Annotated in this window: 13 protein-coding genes and 1 tRNA gene; 9 read left to right on the forward strand and 5 right to left on the reverse strand. The window is 38.6% G+C overall.

Going from position 1 to position 17,769, the window contains the following annotated elements:
• Window positions 1–65: 65 nt before the first annotated feature.
• Complete coding sequence (locus tag HUS24_RS01325; protein WP_173910268.1) at window positions 66–767, forward strand: BON domain-containing protein; 702 nt, start codon at window positions 66–68, stop codon at window positions 765–767.
• Window positions 754–1,641, forward strand: coding sequence for an alpha/beta hydrolase (locus HUS24_RS01330; RefSeq protein ID WP_173910269.1), 888 nt, complete (start codon window positions 754–756; stop codon window positions 1,639–1,641). The genes HUS24_RS01325 and HUS24_RS01330 overlap by 14 nt, the downstream gene beginning before the upstream one ends.
• Window positions 1,642–1,683: 42 nt before the next feature.
• Here HUS24_RS01330 and nudC read toward each other — a convergent pair whose 3' ends face one another.
• From nudC to dnaQ, 3 genes are all read right to left on the reverse strand, one after another.
• Entirely contained in the window at window positions 1,684–2,451 is a 768-nt protein-coding gene (gene nudC, locus HUS24_RS01335; RefSeq protein WP_173910270.1) for an NAD(+) diphosphatase, read from the reverse strand.
• Window positions 2,451–4,094 (reverse strand): chemotaxis protein, encoded by a 1,644-nt coding sequence (locus HUS24_RS01340; protein ID WP_173910271.1) that lies wholly within the window; start codon window positions 4,092–4,094, stop codon window positions 2,451–2,453. Before HUS24_RS01340 ends, nudC begins: the two co-directional genes overlap by 1 nt.
• A 228-nt stretch (window positions 4,095–4,322) precedes the next feature.
• Window positions 4,323–5,798 carry a DNA polymerase III subunit epsilon gene (dnaQ, locus tag HUS24_RS01345; RefSeq protein WP_173910272.1) on the reverse strand — a complete coding sequence of 492 codons (1,476 nt, stop codon included), beginning with the start codon at window positions 5,796–5,798 and terminating at the stop codon, window positions 4,323–4,325.
• A 218-nt stretch (window positions 5,799–6,016) separates the two neighbouring features.
• Between dnaQ and HUS24_RS01350 the strand changes: the two genes are divergently transcribed.
• From HUS24_RS01350 to HUS24_RS01375, 6 genes are all read left to right on the forward strand, one after another.
• Entirely contained in the window at window positions 6,017–9,256 is a 3,240-nt protein-coding gene (locus HUS24_RS01350; RefSeq protein ID WP_173910273.1) for a LysM peptidoglycan-binding domain-containing protein, read from the forward strand.
• A gap of 45 nt (window positions 9,257–9,301) precedes the next feature.
• Window positions 9,302–11,146 (forward strand): extracellular solute-binding protein, encoded by a 1,845-nt coding sequence (locus HUS24_RS01355; RefSeq protein WP_173910274.1) that lies wholly within the window; start codon window positions 9,302–9,304, stop codon window positions 11,144–11,146.
• 57 nt (window positions 11,147–11,203) lie between these two features.
• Complete coding sequence (locus HUS24_RS01360) at window positions 11,204–12,283, forward strand: microcin C ABC transporter permease YejB (RefSeq protein ID WP_173910275.1); 1,080 nt, start codon at window positions 11,204–11,206, stop codon at window positions 12,281–12,283.
• On the forward strand, window positions 12,283–13,296 hold the full coding sequence (locus tag HUS24_RS01365; RefSeq protein WP_173910276.1) for an ABC transporter permease: 1,014 nt from the start codon (window positions 12,283–12,285) through the stop codon (window positions 13,294–13,296). The genes HUS24_RS01360 and HUS24_RS01365 overlap by 1 nt, the downstream gene beginning before the upstream one ends.
• Window positions 13,271–14,869: an ABC transporter ATP-binding protein gene (locus HUS24_RS01370; RefSeq protein ID WP_173911365.1), complete on the forward strand. Its 1,599-nt coding sequence runs from the start codon at window positions 13,271–13,273 to the stop codon at window positions 14,867–14,869. Before HUS24_RS01365 ends, HUS24_RS01370 begins: the two co-directional genes overlap by 26 nt.
• Before the next feature lie 106 nt (window positions 14,870–14,975).
• The gene (locus HUS24_RS01375) at window positions 14,976–16,220 is read left to right on the forward strand and encodes an NADH:flavin oxidoreductase/NADH oxidase family protein (RefSeq protein WP_173910277.1); all 1,245 of its coding nucleotides are present in this window, start codon (window positions 14,976–14,978) and stop codon (window positions 16,218–16,220) included.
• Here the strand turns inward: HUS24_RS01375 and HUS24_RS01380 are convergent.
• On the reverse strand, window positions 16,217–16,915 hold the full coding sequence (locus tag HUS24_RS01380) for a glutathione S-transferase (protein ID WP_173910278.1): 699 nt from the start codon (window positions 16,913–16,915) through the stop codon (window positions 16,217–16,219). The two genes, HUS24_RS01375 and HUS24_RS01380, sit on opposite strands and share 4 nt — an antisense overlap.
• 85 nt (window positions 16,916–17,000) lie before the next feature.
• Between HUS24_RS01380 and HUS24_RS01385 the strand changes: the two genes are divergently transcribed.
• Window positions 17,001–17,603, forward strand: a complete 603-nt coding sequence (locus HUS24_RS01385; RefSeq protein WP_173910279.1) for a YiiX family permuted papain-like enzyme — start codon at window positions 17,001–17,003, stop codon at window positions 17,601–17,603.
• Between the two features lie 82 nt (window positions 17,604–17,685).
• On the opposite strand, the gene HUS24_RS01390 is transcribed toward HUS24_RS01385, so the two are convergent.
• Window positions 17,686–17,761 (reverse strand) — tRNA-Glu (locus HUS24_RS01390).
• Between the last annotated feature and the right edge of the window lie 8 nt (window positions 17,762–17,769).

A 17,769-nucleotide genomic window follows, 5' to 3' on the forward strand; every position in this document is an offset into this window, starting at 1 on the left:
GTGAAATTTAAGCGTAGTGGCTTATAAAATATAGAAATAATGATTTCAATGAGGAGTCTTGCTGAGTGTTAAACCGAATTGTCATTACAATGTTGTGTGTAGCAAGTTTATCTGGGTGTGCGAGTTTCATTTCTGGTGGTACAGGCAGTACACCTGTAGGTACAGAAAGTGGAGTGAGATCACTGGGTCAGGTATTTATTGATTCTTCCATTGAGCGTACTGCAAAAATTAATTTATATAAATTAGATGCAAGATTTAAACAATCTCGTGTAAATATTAATAGTTTTCACAGCAATGTATTGTTAACTGGGCAAGTGCCAGATGTACATTTAAAGCAATTGGCTGAAGATAATGTTCGTGCCATGAGTGATGTCAAAACAGTGCATAATTATATTACTGTGGGCAATCAAATCAGTTATGGCACCATTATGCAAGATGCATCAGTGACTGCTAATACTCGTGGTTTAATCATGAAGGCGCCTGTGGTGTCAGACAATAAAGTCATGGTGCATACTGAAGATGGCGTGTTGTATGTCATGGGGCGTTTAAATAATGCTGAAAGTGATGATTTAAATGATGTGCTGCAAAAAGTAGGTAATATTACTAAGATCGTTACTTTATTGGATAATATCGAACAAAATAGCCGTCAAGTTCAAAGCTCATCATTTGCAGCCACACCAACAGTGTCAAATGTTCAGCCTGATGTACAAACGCCAGTGGCAATTGATCCCGATGCTGTAGAGCCAAGTAATAATGTTCAGCCGTAACTTTCAAGATAAACAGCAACTCCTGTTAAAAAAAATCCAAGCGATAAAAGCATTTTATGCAGACTTTCGTTTGTATGATTTGGCGAGTATTACCATTAATGGATTGACGCCCAAAAAAGGTTACCAATACCGTACTAATATTGCTTATGGTTTAAAAGCAAGACAGCGCTTAGACTTATATATTTCCACAAAAAAACAAAATAAGCCTTTAATTGTGTTTGTGCATGGCGGTGCTTGGAGTCATGGCGACAAAGGTGCTTATAAGTTTGTCGGTGAAGCATTTAGTCGTTATGGGTATGATGTTGCAATCGTGAATTATCATCTTGCGCCTCAATTTAAATTTCCCACATATGTTGATGATTTGGCGATAGCCCTAAGTTTTTTAGAACAACAGCAAACAAAACTTGGGATTTCTACACAGAAGATCGCTTTGATGGGGCATTCGGCAGGTGCATTTAATATTGCTTCTTTGTTGTATCATCCACAGCGTTTTCAGTCACCACTCAGAGGGCAAATTAAAGCGATTATTGGGATTGCAGGGCCTTATCACTTTGATTATAAAGGTGATCCATTGGCTGCTCATGCGTTTGACCAAGATATTCCTTATCAGCAAGTGATGCCTTATTATTTTATTGAAAAAAATGAAGTACAACATTATTTGTTTTTGGCGGAAAATGATCAGATTGTGAAAGCCAGTAATAGCTTTGATTTGAAAAATCAACTAGAAGCCTTAGGCAATCATTGTCAAATTCGCGTGATTCCAAAAACAGGGCATGTTTCGATTATGGGAAGCATTTCAAGTTTATTTAGTCGTTTTTATCAGACACGTTCTGAGATTGTAAAAGCTTTGGATCAGGCTTTTAAAGACGGCTAAATGTATAAGAGAAATAATTGTATCGTAAAATGCCCGAATGAATTATTCAGGCATTTTTTTATTATGTATTACATGCTCAATCATGGCATGGGCGATACTACCTGAAATTGGGATCTCAGGTAATGCATCAAACTTAAAGAATTTTGCATCACTGATTTCCTCTTCTTGTAAGACGATCTCACCAGATTCATATTCAGCTTTAAAAGCCAACATCAAATTACTAGGAAAAGGCCAAGGTTGACTAGCAAGATATTGAATATTCTTAACGTGTATTCCGACTTCTTCCAAGGTTTCACGTGCAACAGCTTCTTCCAAAGTTTCACCGACCTCAACAAAACCTGCGATTAAGCCGTACATATTGCTGGTATTTTTGGCATTTTTCGCCAGTAAAATTTCATCCTGTCCACGTGTAATTACGGTAATAATACACGGTTGTACACGTGGGTATTGATGATAACGACAAGCAGGGCAAACCATTGCATATTCACTGGGATGAACTTCAGTTTCATGTCCACAATGGCTGCAAAACTTATGGTTACGTCGCCATTCTAAAAGTTGCAAAGCACGGCTGGCTTGTTCAAACTGAACTTTGGTCCATTGTGCAATCAGTTGGCGAATAGGAACAAGTTGATAACCTTCAGGAATTTCCTCTTCAATAAATAAATCTCGGGCAATGATCTGATCACCCGAGCGAAAGACTAAATCACTTGCAAGTTGCTCAACTTGAGGAAGTTGAAAATTTTCATCAACCAAAAGTTGATGATGATGAAAAATATAGGCAAGTGATAAGTCAGTAGTTTGTTCAGACATTAGGCAGTCGCTTGTAAGTTTTGGCTACTCGTTAATGCTATATCAAACATCGACTGTAATACAGGCTGTTTATTTTGCAAATTGTCAATCATCATATCTGCACTTGCTAAAACCTCTAACAATGCTTGTACTTGTGCTGGCGTTAAAGTCTGTTGTTGCGCTAAGGCATCTGTAACAAAACGAGCACTTGCAAGTAAAGTTTGCTGACTTTCTTTTGAACCTAAGAACAACATAGCACCACTGATTTCAGTCAGTTGTGTTGGAATATTGGCAATATTTTCATTATTTGCTTCAGCAATGTACTGTACTAATGTTTGACTGGTTGTATCGATTTGGATCTTGGTTTCGCTGAGCAATACAGTATGTGCTTCGTCTAAGCGATCGAGTGAAATATGCAGATTATTGACACGTAGTTGTAAACGGTTTGAGGTGTAATTACGTTCTAAAATACCAATTGAGTTCATCGCAGATAAAATACTATTCATCAATTGTTGTGCATAATTTTCATCATTTAATGAACTATGATCGGATAATAATACCGCTTGTTGAGTGAGCTCAGTTGCAGCCTCACTTAAATTTAATACTTTGAAAATATTGGCTAAGTTAAGCAGTTTATGTTTTAACTCTGCGGTTTTTTCATCAGACATATTTTGATAATTATACTCAATGTCGTTACGAATTTCGCTCATTTCATCAGTGATGAGTTTGCTCGCAGTATGAATTGTTTCAAAATCTGGACCATATAAATGACGACTAAAAATCTGTAATTGATTGTCCGTTAAAATATCATCACCAGCATTAATCTTTTCACGTAGATTTTGCGCAATATCATTGTCTTGGCTAATGCATAAACTCAGAATATTGGCAACGGCAAGGGTATCAACTTTAAACTGTTGTGGGGCTTGTAGGAATGCGCCAATATGCGTTTCGATTTGAATCAAGGTGCGTAAGCGTGCATCGCTTAAAATAATCTCTGGTAGGTTCTGTAAAGCATTAGCGGTTAATTTCCAATATTGACTACTTGGTGTATTTTCTGACAAGTGAGATAAATACGCACCCACCAATTGTAAACCTTGAAAATCAAGTGGCGCTTCTTGTTGTTTGAGCAGGTTATTTAAACAAAGTTTATAGAGTTTATGCACATAAATAGATTTTTCTAGTTCAGGGGCAGCAGTTAAGTCTAACTGTGGCTCAACACAGTCTAAAAGCGGAACGATACTTTCGCCTTCTTGAGTGAGAGGTTTGCCCAGTGCTAATTCTAAACGGTTTAAGGTATCGAGCAAAAATTGATGAACCTTAACTTCACGTAAACAGGTAAATTCCACAAAACGCTTCAACATGGTTGTGCCTTCACTTAAAGCGAGCACATCTGAAGTTTTGATATTACGTGGATCTTGCATGATTTTACGCATCAACTCAGCAGCGTACTCCGTGAGTTGTGCGAGTTGTGGCATATTAATTAAACGAATGACATGTGCGCATTGTTCAAACTGATTCAATGCGTCATCGATACCAAAAGGCAAGGTTTGATCTTCCAGCAAACTGCTGACAGCAGACTCAACTTGCTGAATCGAGTTGTCTACTTCATTTTTTATTATTAATAAAGCCGTTGGATCGAAATAAATTGATGTTTGATAAGACATCAAAGCCCCCTGATAAAAATTACATGTTTTAGTTTTTTAGCCTTTATCTTAAAGACTAATTTTTAGATTTTAATATCGCCTAAATGCACAGGATTTACAATAGATTTGTATGCTATCGCATGCGTTTCTATATGATACAAAGTGAAATGTGTGCGATTTATGCAAAACTGAAAATAAAATCATCATCTTTCAATGCTCAGCGAGAGAGCATTGCTTTAAACAATTTAACTATTTTGCAAAGATACAAGCTTCACCATTTTTCTTTTGAAACTCATCCATCCACGTTTGATGCGCTGTAAGCTCGTCATCAGAAGCAAAAATCACAGGTGCTTCAAGGTCAATTTTTTGACGACTTTGTGAGTGATTAGAAAACTCAGTTGAATTTGACAAGGCATCCATATCAAAAGAAACTTGTCCACCTGTCATCGCTAAATAAACATCGGATAAAATTTCCGCATCCAGTAAAGCACCATGGAAAGTACGATCACGTTGCGGAATTTCATAACGACGCACTAACGCATCTAATGAATTTTTCTGTCCTGGATGTTTGCTTTTCGCCATCGCCAAGGTATCAGTGACAGTACATACCTCAGACAACGCCACAAAGCCACTTCGTTTAAACTCCATATCCAAGAAGTTCATATCGAAGCTAGCATTATGCGCAATGATTTCACTGCCTTTTAAATAATCAAATAAGACTTGAGCGATTTCATCATATTTGGGTTTGTCTTTTAAAAAGTCATCAGTAATTCCGTGAATGGCTTCAGATTCGCCTACAGGTTTTTCAGGATTAATATAAATGTGGATAGAACTGCCGGTAAGTTTGCGATTGATCATCTCGATTGCACCGACTTCAATGATGCGATCGCTGTCCTGAAAATAAAAACCAGTGGTTTCTGTATCTAAAATGAGCTGTCTTGGACCTTGAAGATCGAGTTTTTTTGGAGTGATTACAATATGCGGATGTGATGTTGAAGTCGAAACAGTATTTTCAGTAGTGCTATTTTCATTTATTTCATTCAACACTTCAGTTTCATATGTTGCATCATTATGAATAACTTGGCTAGCAGTTTGACTGGTTGCATCAATTTCACTACCCAAAGTGTTTTCGAGTTGCATATCATTTTCAAACTCATCAGAGCTATCATTTTCCACTACATCCAAACCAAAGGGATCATCTAAAAGCCAATCAGCTTCAACTTTTTTTTTATCTTCGTTCATGATCTCACTCGCCTGCGTTACTGTTTTGGGAATCGTGGTAATTTGTGGTTCTTGGATGCCTTTTGCGGTATTTGCTGCACCTAAGTTGGCAAGTTGATCTGCCATTTCATTGCCTGCATGACCTGCATGACCTTTGATCCAATTCCATTCGATATCACGACCTTTGCAGGTCGCATCAAGTTGTTTCCAAAGATCAGGATTTTTCACATCTTTCCAGTTTTTCTTTTTCCAGCCTTCAATCCATTCGGTAATGCCACGTTTGACATAGTTAGAGTCTGTCCAAAGTACGAGTTTTGCATCTTTAGGGCAAAATGCAATGCCTTGAATCGCAGCCGAAAGCTCCATACGATTATTGGTTGTTTCAAGCTCACCGCCACAGAGTTTATGCTCTTCTGTTGCTGTGATGATATATGCTCCCCAACCACCGAGTCCGGGGTTGCCTTTGCATGCACCATCTACATAAAGTGTGATTGTTTGAGACATAATGATAACCAATGAATTTGAATTTAGTGTTGAACATAACGAGCGAAGAATTTATTGTATACGCAAATCGTGCTTTCCCACGGCAAGAACTGCGATTTTTTTAATTTTTTGTAACATTTGTAAGCAATTTGCTTGCAATAAGTGCCTTGTATGAGTGAGATGCTCTACTAAAATGGCATGGATAAAATAATTTACTATATTGATGTTCGGAACCCTGTATGTCTAAACCAACCACAATTGTGTGGCAGCCCACAACTTCTGTTTTATTCAAATTATCATTCATGACATCAGCACTTGCTGCCATTGGATTAATGACAGGGTGTTCCTCTTCACAAACTGTGACCAAACCGCAAACCACCAAACAATCAGGTATGTTGGATGCAAGCAGTTTAGATTCTTTAGAAGATTTATTATCTGCAACTGATATGCGTGCAGTAGAAGGCGACCGTTTACTGATTTTAAAACATGGTGATGTGTGGAAGCGCATGTCTGTTGGTTTTAAAATGAATGAAGACCGCTGGGATCCACGTATTGACGCACAGCGTAGTTGGTTTGCAGCACGTCAACCTTATATCGACCGTTTGAGTGCGCGTGCCTCTCGTTATTTGTATCATACGGTTAAAGAAGCTGAGCGTCGTGGTTTACCAACTGAGTTAGCACTTTTACCGATTATTGAAAGTTCTTATGACCCCGCTGCAACCAGTAGTGCAGCTGCAGCAGGGATGTGGCAGTTTATTCCAAGTACAGGGAAAATTTACGGTTTAAGACAAACAGGTTTGTATGATGGTCGTCGTGATGTAGTGGAGTCGACTCGTGCAGCGTATGAGTTTTTAGGCAGCTTATATAATCAGTTTGGTTCTTGGGAGTTGGCACTTGCGGCGTATAATGCAGGTCCGGGACGTATTCAACAAGCAATTAACCGTAATCAGGCAGCAGGTCTACCTACCGATTATTGGTCATTACGTTTACCACAAGAAACCATGAACTATGTGCCACGTTTCTTGGCTGTAGCCCAAATTATTAAAAATCCTTCAAAATATGGCGTAACACTACCACCTATTGCGAATCGTCCGCACTTTAGAGAAGTGTCTGTACCTGCAGGTATTCAACTCAATCAAATTGCAGCAACGACAGGTCTCAGTCGTGCAGAACTATATGCACTGAACCCGGGACATCGTGGTGAAATCATTGATGTGTCTAGCCCGATGAAAATTTTAATTCCTGCAGATTTAAATCCGAATATTGATGCCAAATTAAAAGCGTTACAGCCAAATAGTGGTTATTTAGCCAGTACGGCACCAGCTTATGTACCCGCACCGACCTATGTCCCAGCCAATACAGGTACACCGATTACCCCAAATAGAACCAATCCACCGGTTCTTACAGCAAACACGACAGCCCCTAAACCCGTTACGCCTGTTAGTCCAACAACGACTACAACACCGAGCACTATAAAAACAACACCACAAGGCTCATCTGCTTTAGCAACGTTTGCCTCAAATGCGGCTATTCCGAGCGCACCGCGTATTCCTGTTGCGGTGACGCAAGCCAGCAATGTAAAACCAGTGACTGTAGAGCCACCGTTGTCTGCACGTGAGCGTGAGCAAATCATGGCAGCAGTCAAAGCCGAAGATGAGAAATTAACTGTAAAACAGGTGATAGAACCTCAAGCTACACAAGCTGAAAAAGATGAAGTTGTTAAAGAAATTAAAGCCATTGCACCACAAGGCACAGAAATCGTTGATCCTTATGATGGCAAAATTAAGTTAACTGCAATTCAAACCAGTCAATCTGTGGCAGAACAACAAGGTCGAGAAAACACAGTTGGCTTTGCTTATCCAAAAGGATTGGCTGAGCCGAGTGCTGTTACTGCGGAAGAAGTCAAACTGAACCAAGATAAAAAGTTTGAAAAGACTGAAAGTGAAGTTGTGGTGGTACCGCCTAAAGGCAAACGCAGTACTTATACGGTTTTACCGGGAGATACTTTAGCGATTATTGCCATGAAAAATGGGGTGAATTGGCGTGACATTGCAAAATGGAACCAAGTTGACCCGAATGGTACTTTATTCGTAGGTGCTACCTTATATTTATATGATGCCAAACCGCAACAAGTAGAAACCTCAACAAAGAAAGTAGACAGTACACCAGCAATTTATACGGTTCAACCAAATGACAGTCTCACGGGTGTAGCCAATCAATTTAATTTATCCGTGTCGCAGTTGGCAAGTTATAACAATCTCACCACCAACAGTAATTTATTTGTGGGACAAAAACTGCATTTAAAAGACAATGCTGAGCATAAAACTGTAGGGCGTACAGACAGTAAATCTGAAGCAAAAATCAAAACCAAGCCTTATGTGGTAAAACGTGGTGAATATTTAAAAGCTATCGCTGATCGTTATGCGCTTTCTGTACAAGAGTTGGTGGATTTGACACCAGGTCTAGAAGTGGGCAATCTTTTCGTGGGGCAAAAAATCAATGTACCCGTTCAAGAAGTTGAGCAAAACATTGAAAAAATTGAGTCTAAAGTTGTAGACCAGACTAAGTTTAAAAATGTTAAAGCTGAAACAAGTTATAAGACTGAAAATTATCGAGTGAAAAGTGGCGATACTTTATCAAGTATTGCAGTTCAATCAAAAATGAGTTTGTCAGAATTGGCGGAGTTAAATAATTTATCTGCGTCTAAGGGCTTATTGGTTGGGCAAACTTTAAAAATTCCTGCAGGAACGACTGTGCCAGATACTTATACTGTGCAATCAGGCGATAGTCTAACCAGTGTTGCCAGTAAATATAATTTATCCGTCAGTCAAGTTGCTGATCTCAATGGTATGAGCAGCAATGCAGGCTTATTTGTTGGACAAAAATTAAAGTTGTCAGGTGAACCTGTATCCACCAAATCATCTGAAGCAGAAGAAGTGGTAAGCACGAATCGTGCTACAGATAAGAATATTCATGTGGTCAAGGCAGGTGATACTGTTGCTTCGGTTGCTAAGAAATACCATTTACAAGAGGCTTTTTTAACTGAGTTAAATGGTTTATCTCGTAATGCTAAATTAAGAGCAGGGCAACGTTTAAAAATTGATGGAGATTTACCCAGTAAAAGCGCAGTATCTAAAGAAACAGAGAATGTAACGACCAAATCAACACGTTCGACACAAGACACTGAAGCCTATACAGTAAAATCAGGTGAATCCTTAAATGTGATTGCGAGTCGTACGGGTATTTCGGTAAAAGAATTGGCTGACTTAAATAACTTAAATGTTCGTGCAGGCTTACAGCGGGGTCAAAGCATTCGTATTCCCAAAACTGTTACAGAATACAAAGTCAAAAGCGGCGATTCTCTGATTCGTTTAGCCAGTAAATATGGCATTGCCAGCAATGAGCTTGCTGAAATGAACGATATGAAACCTTCTACACAGTTGCGTATTGGGGAAGTCATCAAAGTTCCAAACCTATAGTTTTTGGCTGAAAAATTAAGTAATAAGTAAAAGGATAGACTCAATATGCAATTGAGCTTTGCGTATGCAAAAAAAATTGGGGTGATGTGTGTGTTATCTGCAATGGTAAGTCAAGTCTGGGCGGCTGTTCAGACCACGCCTTATATTGCGATTCATACCACAGCAAAATACGCAAATGCTCAAATCATGCCTTATGCTAATCCAAATGCGCCAAAAGGCGGTTGGATCAGTCAAGCGAGTAATGGCACTTTTGACAATTTGAATGGATTTAATGGCAAAGGCAGTAGCGCTGACGGTACTAATTTTTTATTTGATAGCTTAATGAGTTCATCACTCGATGAACCGAGTGTCATGTATCCTTTATTGGCGGAAAAAGTCACTTTTGATCCTGAAAAGACCAACTTTGTGATTTTTCATTTAAATCCAAAAGCACGTTTTAGCAATGGTACGCCTGTGACTGCTGAGGATGTTAAATTTACCTTCGATACCATTCAAACCAAAGCCAATCCGGGCTTTCAAATGTATTTATCCGACTTGGACAAAACCGAAGTCTTATCAAAATACCAAGTGAAAGTGACATTTAAGTCTGAAAACAATTCAGAAATGCCATTAATTTTGTCTACGATTTCTATTTATTCCAAAGCAGATTGGAAAAATCGAGATTTTGCCAAAATTACCATGCAGCCGATTTTGGGTTCAGGCCCTTATTTGATTGATCGTATTGATGCAGGGCGCAGTATTTCCTATAAGCGTAATCCCAATTATTGGGGTAAAGACTTAGCGGTGAATAAAGGTCGCTATAATTTTGATGTGATTAAGTTTGTTTATTATCGTAGCTTGGACATTGCATTTGAAGGGTTTAAATCGGGACAATATACTTTCCATGAAGAGAAAATTTCTCGAAAATGGAGTACCGAATATAACTTTCCTGCTTTAAAAGCGGGAATGGTCACGAAATATATTTCTAAAACTCAAAATCCAGCCCCAACTCAAAGCTTTGTATTTAATACCCGTAAAGCACCATTTAATGATATCTATTTTCGTCAAGCCTTAAGTTATGCTTATGATTTTGAATGGTTAAATAAAGCTTTATTTTATGGGCAATACATTCGTTTAACCAGTTATTTTCAAAATAGTGAATTAGAAGCCAAAGGCAAACCGAGTCAGCAGGAGTTAAAACTCCTACAACCTTATTTATCTCGTTTGCATCCTTTACAACGTCAAGGTGTTTTGGCAGATTGGAAATATCCTCAATCGGATGGTAGTGGTTTTAACCGTAATAATTTATTGACAGCGCGATCATTATTGCTCAAAGCAGGTTATCGCTACAAAGATACAGTGTTGGTAGACAAACAAGGGCAACCGATTCGGATTGAATTTATAATCCACCAAGAAGGCTTACAGCGCAGTTTAATGCCATTTGTACGCAATCTTAAAAAACTAGGGATTCAAGTTTCAGTTCGCCAAGTCGATGTACCCCAATACATCGAACGGATGCGCCGTTCAGATTTCCAGATGACCACGAATGTTATGCCGCAATCATTAACACCGGGCAATGAACAGGCGCAAATGTGGAGCAGTAAAGCGGCAGATGAAGTTGGCAATTATAACTATGCAGGTATTAAAAACCCTGTGATTGACGATGCAGTGCAGCAAGTGATTCGAGCACCAAATCGTGAGCAGTTGATTCTGCGCACCAAAGTTTTAGATCGTTTATTGCGCTCAGGGTATTATCATATTTTGACCTATGGCAATGATAAAAACTGGTATGCCTACTGGAATATGTACAAACAACCAAATGTAAAACCAAAACTATCGCTCGGTTTGGATTATTGGTGGTCTGACCCACAACAAGCGCAAAAAGTCAGTCAATATTTGCGTAAACAATAATTTAGACTGTATTTGATTGAAAATTAAAGTCATGCGCTTACAAGGAATATCAAATAAATGGGCACATACATCCTCAAACGACTTCTACTGATCATTCCAACATTGTTTTTTATTTTACTGATTAACTTTGTGGTGGTTCAACTTGCACCGGGCGGTCCTGTAGAACAAGCCATTCAACAAGCAGAAAGCTTTCAGGGTATGGGCAATGCTGCTATGGGGGCAGAAGTAGCTTCGAGTTCAAATCAAGCCAGTCAATATCAAGGCGCACGTGGTTTGAGTGATGAGATGGTAGAAAAAATCAAAGTGCAATATGGCTTTGATAAATCCGCACCTGAACGTTTTTGGATGATGCTCAAAGGGTATTTGCACTTTGATTTTGGTACGAGTTTTTTTAAAGATAAGCCAGTGACGCAGTTGTTATGGGAAAAAATGCCTGTAACAGTGTCTTTGGGTTTATGGAGTACCTTGTTGATTTATTTAGTGTCTATTCCACTTGGCATCAAAAAAGCCAAACAGCATGGCATGATTTTTGATAAATCGACTTCGTTATTGTTGGCAGTTGGCTATGCAGTGCCATCATTTGTATTTGCAGTTTTGCTGATTGTGTTCTTTGCAGGGGGATCATATTTTCAATGGTTCCCGTTGCAAGGTTTAGTTTCTGATGATTTTCATAGTTTAAGTTTATTTGGAAAAATTAAAGATTATTTTTGGCATATGACTTTGCCTTTGATCGCTGTTGTATTGGGTGGTTTTGCTGGTTTGACCTATCTCACCAAATACTCATTTATGGAAGAGTTAAATAAACAATATGTGATTGCTGCACGTGCCAAAGGTTTAAATGAAAATCGTGTGCTGTATGGACATGTATTTCGTAATGCGATGTTGATTGTGATCGCAGGATTGCCTGAAGCTTTGGTGGGTATTTTCTTTGTGGGTAATTTATTTATTGAAATCATTTTCAATTTAGATGGGTTGGGTTTGCTTGGTTTCGAAGCGATTACTCAGCGAGATTATCCTGTGATTTTTGGAACGCTATTCTTATTTACATTATTAGGTTTGGTTTTGCGTTTGATTAGTGATGTCTTATATCAAATCATTGATCCTCGGATTAATTTTGAATCAAGAGGTGCAAAATAATGTCACCGATCATGCAAGCAAGACTGAAAAGATTTAAGAAAAATCGCTTAGGTTTTAGTTGTTTTATTCTGTTTATTATCATTTTTATTTTGTCTTTAGGGGTAGAGTTTATTGCTAACGATAAACCGCTTTTAGTGAAATATGATGAAGAATATTACACACCTGTTTTAAAAAAATACCCTGAAACGACTTTTGGTGGGGTATTTGAAACGGAAGCAGACTATCGTGATCCTGCGGTGCAACAGATGATTGATGCTAAAGGGTGGGCGATTTGGCCGATCTTGCGTTATTCCTACCAAACGCCAAACTTGGCTTTGGCAGTACCTTTGCCTGCACCACCTAGCAAGGAAAACTGGCTCGGTACAGATGACCAAGGGCGTGATGTAGTCGCACGCATTTTATATGGTTTACGTGTGTCGTTATTGTTTGGTTTGGCATTAACGTTATTTGCCTCAGTGATTGGGATTATGGTGGGTGCGATTCAGGGTTATTATGGCGGTTGGATTGATTTAATTGGGCAGCGTGTACTAGAAGTCTGGGGCGGTTTACCTACACTGTTTATGATCATGATTTTGGTCAGTTTATTTACTCCAAGTGTATATTGGTTGTTTTTGATCATGTTGGTATTTGGTTGGCCTGCTTTGGTCGGTTTGGTACGTGCCGAATTTTTACGTGCTCGAAACTTAGACTATGTGCGTGCGGCACGTTCGTTGGGTGTTAGAGACAGTACGATTATGTTTCGTCATATTTTACCCAATGCGATGAGTTCGAGTTTGTCACAATTACCGTTTATGTTAACTGCCAATATCACGGCACTGACAGCATTGGATTTTCTCGGTTATGGTTTACCACCCGATGCAGCTTCTTTAGGTGAATTATTACTACAAGGTAAAAATAATTTAACTGCACCATGGTTAGCATTGTCAGGTTTCTTTACTTTGGCTTTGGTACTTTCTTTATTGATTTATATTGGGGAGGCGACTCGTGATGCATTCGATCCAAGACGTCAATAAAGACGCAAAATTAGTATTGTCGGTGCGACATTTACACATTCAAAATCAGCAACAAGATCTGGTGCAAAATCTAAATTTTGATCTGCATGCAGGTGAAACTGTTGCAATTGTTGGCGAGAGTGGTTCAGGTAAGTCGATCAGTAGTTTGGCAATGTTGGGGTTATTGCCTGATCATCTCAAAATTACAGGTGAAGCCAATTTTGAAGGTCAAAATTTATTGAGCATGAATGAGGCTGGATTACGTCAAGTGCGTGGTCAGAAAATCGCAATGATTTTCCAAGAGCCGATGACCGCACTAAATCCGTTGCATCGAGTAGAAAAAATTATTGGTGAGCCATTACTTTTAAATGGTATGTCTAAGCAGAAAGTGCGTAAACGAGTGATTGATTTACTGACTGATGTGGGGATTCCTGAGCCAGAAGAAAAACTCAGTCGTTATCCGCATGAGTTGTCAGGCGGTCAACGACAACGGGTGATGATTGCTGCAGCTTTGGCCTTAGAGCCAGACATTATCATTGCCGATGAACCGACCACAGCACTTGACGTAACTCTGCAAGCACAAGTATTAAATTTATTGCAATTGTTGATCTTAAATCATGATATGGCGATGATTTTAATCAGTCATGATTTGAATTTGGTCAAGCGTTATGCCAATCAAGTGATTGTCATGAATAAAGGACGGGTCGAAGAAAAGGGCGCCGTACGTGATATTTTTAATGCGCCCAAAGCAGCCTATACCAAACATTTGCTTGATCATGATTTTGGTGAAGCCAACCCTGCGCCACCTGATGATCCTTCGCATTTAGTTTTGTCCTTGCATCATGTAGGTGTCAAATTTCCAATCAAGCAAGGTTTGCTGAATCGCGTAAAGGATTATTTTGTTGCAGTTGAGCCTTTAGATTTAAGGCTACATGAATCGGAGTCGATTGGTATTGTCGGTGAAAGTGGTTCGGGAAAAACCTCATTGGCATTGGCGGTTGCCCGACTTATTGAAAGTGATGGCTTAATCGTCTTATTAAATCAAGACTTAAATAAGCTTAAAGAATCTAAATTACGTCCTTTGCGGGCTGATTTTCAAATGGTGTTTCAAGACCCATTTAGTAGTTTAAATCCACGTATGACAGTAGAACAAATCATTGGTGAGGGTTTGGCATTAAAGAAACTCAAAGCACATGAAATTTCTGTACGTATTGATGAAGCATTACAAAAGGTAGAATTGCCGATAGATTTTAAACAGCGTTATCCACATGAACTTTCAGGTGGGCAACGACAACGCATCGCACTAGCACGCGCTTTGGTTTTACGTCCAAAGTTGATCATTTTTGATGAACCCACATCGGCTTTAGACCGTACTACACAACGTGCGATTGTAAAATTATTAAGACAATTGCAGGCTGAGTTTCATATTAGTTACTTATTTATTAGTCATGATTTACAAGTAGTGAAGGCACTGTGTCACAAAGTTTTGGTGTTACGTCATGCCGAAGTGATTGAATTTCAAGACACAACTGCTTTGTTCGAACATCCCAAAACGGACTATACTAAGCAACTGATTTCAGCCAGTCAGTATTAAAAAACTCATTCATTTAAATTTGACATGCGATATTGTCAGATTTAACTTGACCATTTTAAAAAATAATTTAGAGTAATTATTCTAAAAAATAATTTCGAGAAGCAGCATGAGCCATTTAGCAGAAGCAAAAACGATCCGAAATATTACATTTAAAAATCGTATTATCAAAGGTGCGATGAGTGAGGCTTTGGCAAATCACGCAGGTCAGCCAAACTACCTTCATTTGGGTTTATACGAAGCTTGGGCAAAAGGTGGTTTAGGCTGCGCGATCACTGGAAACGTGATGGTGGATTTTCGTGCCAAAAACGAACCTGGTGTAGTGGTTGTGGAAACCGAGCGTGATTTAGCGAAACTCACAGAATGGGCAAATGTCGGTAAAAAGTATGGCATGGTACAATTGATTCAGTTGTCACATCCTGGTCGCCAGTGTCCACGAGGTTTAAACAAAGAAACTGTGGCACCATCTGCGGTTGCATTTAGTCCATTATTGGCATCTACTTTTGGAACACCGCGTGCGTTGGAAGAGTCTGAAATTTTACATTTGATTCAACGCTTTGCAGAATCTGCACGGATTTGTGAAAAAGCAGGCTTTGAAGGTGTGCAATTACACGGTGCGCATGGTTATTTGATCAGTCAGTTTTTATCGCCATTGACCAATAAACGTCAAGATCAATGGGGTGGTTCGATTGAAAATCGTATGCGTTTCCTTTTAGAAATCTATAAAGCTGTACGTGCAAAGACATCTGAAAATTTTATTATTTCTGTGAAATTAAATTCTGCTGATTTTCAGCGTGGCGGGATTACTGAGGAAGAGGTTGTTCAAGTTTTTAAAGCAATAGATGCTGCTGGCATTGATCTGATTGAAATTTCAGGTGGAACTTATGAGGCACCAGCAATGGCAGGTGCAAAAGCTGAGCAACGTAAAGCCAGTACCATTGCCCGTGAAGCTTATTTCCTCGATTTTGCTGAAAAAATCCGTAAAGAAGTGAAATGTGATTTGATGGTGACAGGGGGCTTTCGTACTGCACAAGGCATGAATGCTGCATTAGACAGTGGTGCATGTGAGTTTATCGGGATTGCACGTCCATTAGCAGTAGAAACCGATGTGAGTGATCGTTTAATTGCAGGTCATGATGTACGCTACGCAGTTGAACAAATCAAGACAGGTATTCCATTCGTCGATAAAATGGCAATCATGGAAATCCTTTGGTATGCAGCACAATTTAAAGCGATTGGCGAAGGTAAAAAACCAAATCCGAAACTGTCACCACTTAAGGTATTTTTAAACTATGCGAAAAATAACGTGAAAGCGGTTATTCAGGGACGTGTCAATTCACGTAAATCTGCTTAATTGACTTTTGCCCAATAGTTTTTAAACGCTGAAGTAGACCATTGTCCTTTTAAGCACGCAGTTTGAAAGGCAGGTCTACTTTCTATTTGGGTTAAATAGGTATTAATATATTCAAAACCCTGAAAATTATTACTTAATTGCTGACATGCTGATAAAGGAAACCACATTAAAATATCTGCACAACTGAAGTGTGAGCCTGCCATCCACCTTTGTTGTTGTAAATGCTGATCAATATGTTGCATTTGTTGTTGTAATGTCGCATTTAAATAGTTTTGATCAAAAACATATTTAAAAAGTTTAGAAATAAAACGTACAGGTAAAGGTGTTTTTTGAACAATCTGGGCAAAAATTTGTTTGAGTGCTAAATTGGGCATAAAGGAGGCATCAGCAAAGTTTTTCCAATAATAAAAAGCTTCAATTTCTTTTACATCTGAATAGTCATTCACATTAAGTTTGTTTTGAAAGTGGCACAGCAAATCCACAATCGCAGTGCTTTCAGCGAGTATAGAAAAGTTGTCTTGTTTATTTTGACGAAATGCTATAGTTGGAAACTTCTTAAAAGGATGTGGATGGTTGGGTTGTTCTTGTATGTGCTCAGTAAAAGTGATTAATTCATAATCCAGATGAAGCTCTTCACATAACCATACAATGCGTTGTGAGCGAGAGTTTTGTAGATGATATAAATGTATTTGCATTGGATTGCTACTTTTAAAGAGTTCTAGTGTTGGAATAGACGATTTTCGGTTATTTTTAAAACAATAAAATGAGTAAATTTAAACCATGATACAAGTGATTTATAAGCTATTTTATCTAACTTTATTACTCAGTTGCAGTCGACTATATGCAACACAATTTCAAACGGGTGATCTAATTTTCCAAACATCAAAATCGGCACAAAGTCAGGTTATCCAACTCGCAACACATTCACCTTATAGTCATATGGGGATGTTGGTCAATAAAAATGGTAAATTATGGGTGTTAGAAGCAATACAGCCTGTGAAATATACCGCATTTCAAGCGTGGGTAAATCGAGGTGTCCAACAAAAATATGTGGTAAAAAGACTTTATAAAAATTTGAATTTACAACAACAAGTCGCTTTACAGAAACATGCTGAACAATATCTTGCTAAACCCTATGATATTTATTTTGAATGGAATGATCAGGCGATTTATTGTTCTGAAATTGTTTGGAAAGCCTATAAAAATGCTTTAGGAATCGAGTTAGCACCTTTACAACAATTAAAAGATTTTGATCTGAGTCATACTAAAGTGAAAGCATTAATGCAACAACGTTATAGCAAAAGTGTTCCTTTACAAGAACAGGTGATTAGTCCGAAAGCATTGTTCGACTCAAAACTATTGAAGACCATTAAAGTGCAGTAATGAATATATTGAAAATATAGCAATAAAAAACCTGAGTCATCATGCTCAGGTTTTTTATAAGAATGCTTAACATTCTAAAATATGGCGACCCTACGGGGATTCGAACCCCGGTTACCGCCGTGAAAGGGCGATGTCCTAGGCCTCTAGACGATAGGGTCGTTGTGAG

The organism is Acinetobacter sp. Marseille-Q1618 (assembly GCF_902809855.1).
Lineage (GTDB): Bacteria > Pseudomonadota > Gammaproteobacteria > Pseudomonadales > Moraxellaceae > Acinetobacter.

Excerpts from the sequence above, each read along its gene's own strand:
- HUS24_RS01340 (WP_173910271.1), bottom strand. The coding sequence starts at position 4,094 with ATGTCTTATCAAACATCAATTTATTTCGATCCAACGGCTTTATTAATA.
- HUS24_RS01365 (WP_173910276.1), top strand. The coding sequence starts at position 12,283 with ATGTCACCGATCATGCAAGCAAGACTGAAAAGATTTAAGAAAAATCGC.
- HUS24_RS01370 (WP_173911365.1), top strand. The coding sequence starts at position 13,271 with ATGCATTCGATCCAAGACGTCAATAAAGACGCAAAATTAGTATTGTCG.
- HUS24_RS01360 (WP_173910275.1), top strand. The coding sequence starts at position 11,204 with ATGGGCACATACATCCTCAAACGACTTCTACTGATCATTCCAACATTG.
- HUS24_RS01375 (WP_173910277.1), top strand. The coding sequence starts at position 14,976 with ATGAGCCATTTAGCAGAAGCAAAAACGATCCGAAATATTACATTTAAA.
- HUS24_RS01350 (WP_173910273.1), top strand. The coding sequence starts at position 6,017 with ATGTCTAAACCAACCACAATTGTGTGGCAGCCCACAACTTCTGTTTTA.
- HUS24_RS01380 (WP_173910278.1), bottom strand. The coding sequence starts at position 16,915 with ATGCAAATACATTTATATCATCTACAAAACTCTCGCTCACAACGCATT.
- HUS24_RS01385 (WP_173910279.1), top strand. The coding sequence starts at position 17,001 with ATGATACAAGTGATTTATAAGCTATTTTATCTAACTTTATTACTCAGT.
- nudC (WP_173910270.1), bottom strand. The coding sequence starts at position 2,451 with ATGTCTGAACAAACTACTGACTTATCACTTGCCTATATTTTTCATCAT.
- dnaQ (WP_173910272.1), bottom strand. The coding sequence starts at position 5,798 with ATGTCTCAAACAATCACACTTTATGTAGATGGTGCATGCAAAGGCAAC.
- HUS24_RS01355 (WP_173910274.1), top strand. The coding sequence starts at position 9,302 with ATGCAATTGAGCTTTGCGTATGCAAAAAAAATTGGGGTGATGTGTGTG.
- HUS24_RS01330 (WP_173910269.1), top strand. The coding sequence starts at position 754 with ATGTTCAGCCGTAACTTTCAAGATAAACAGCAACTCCTGTTAAAAAAA.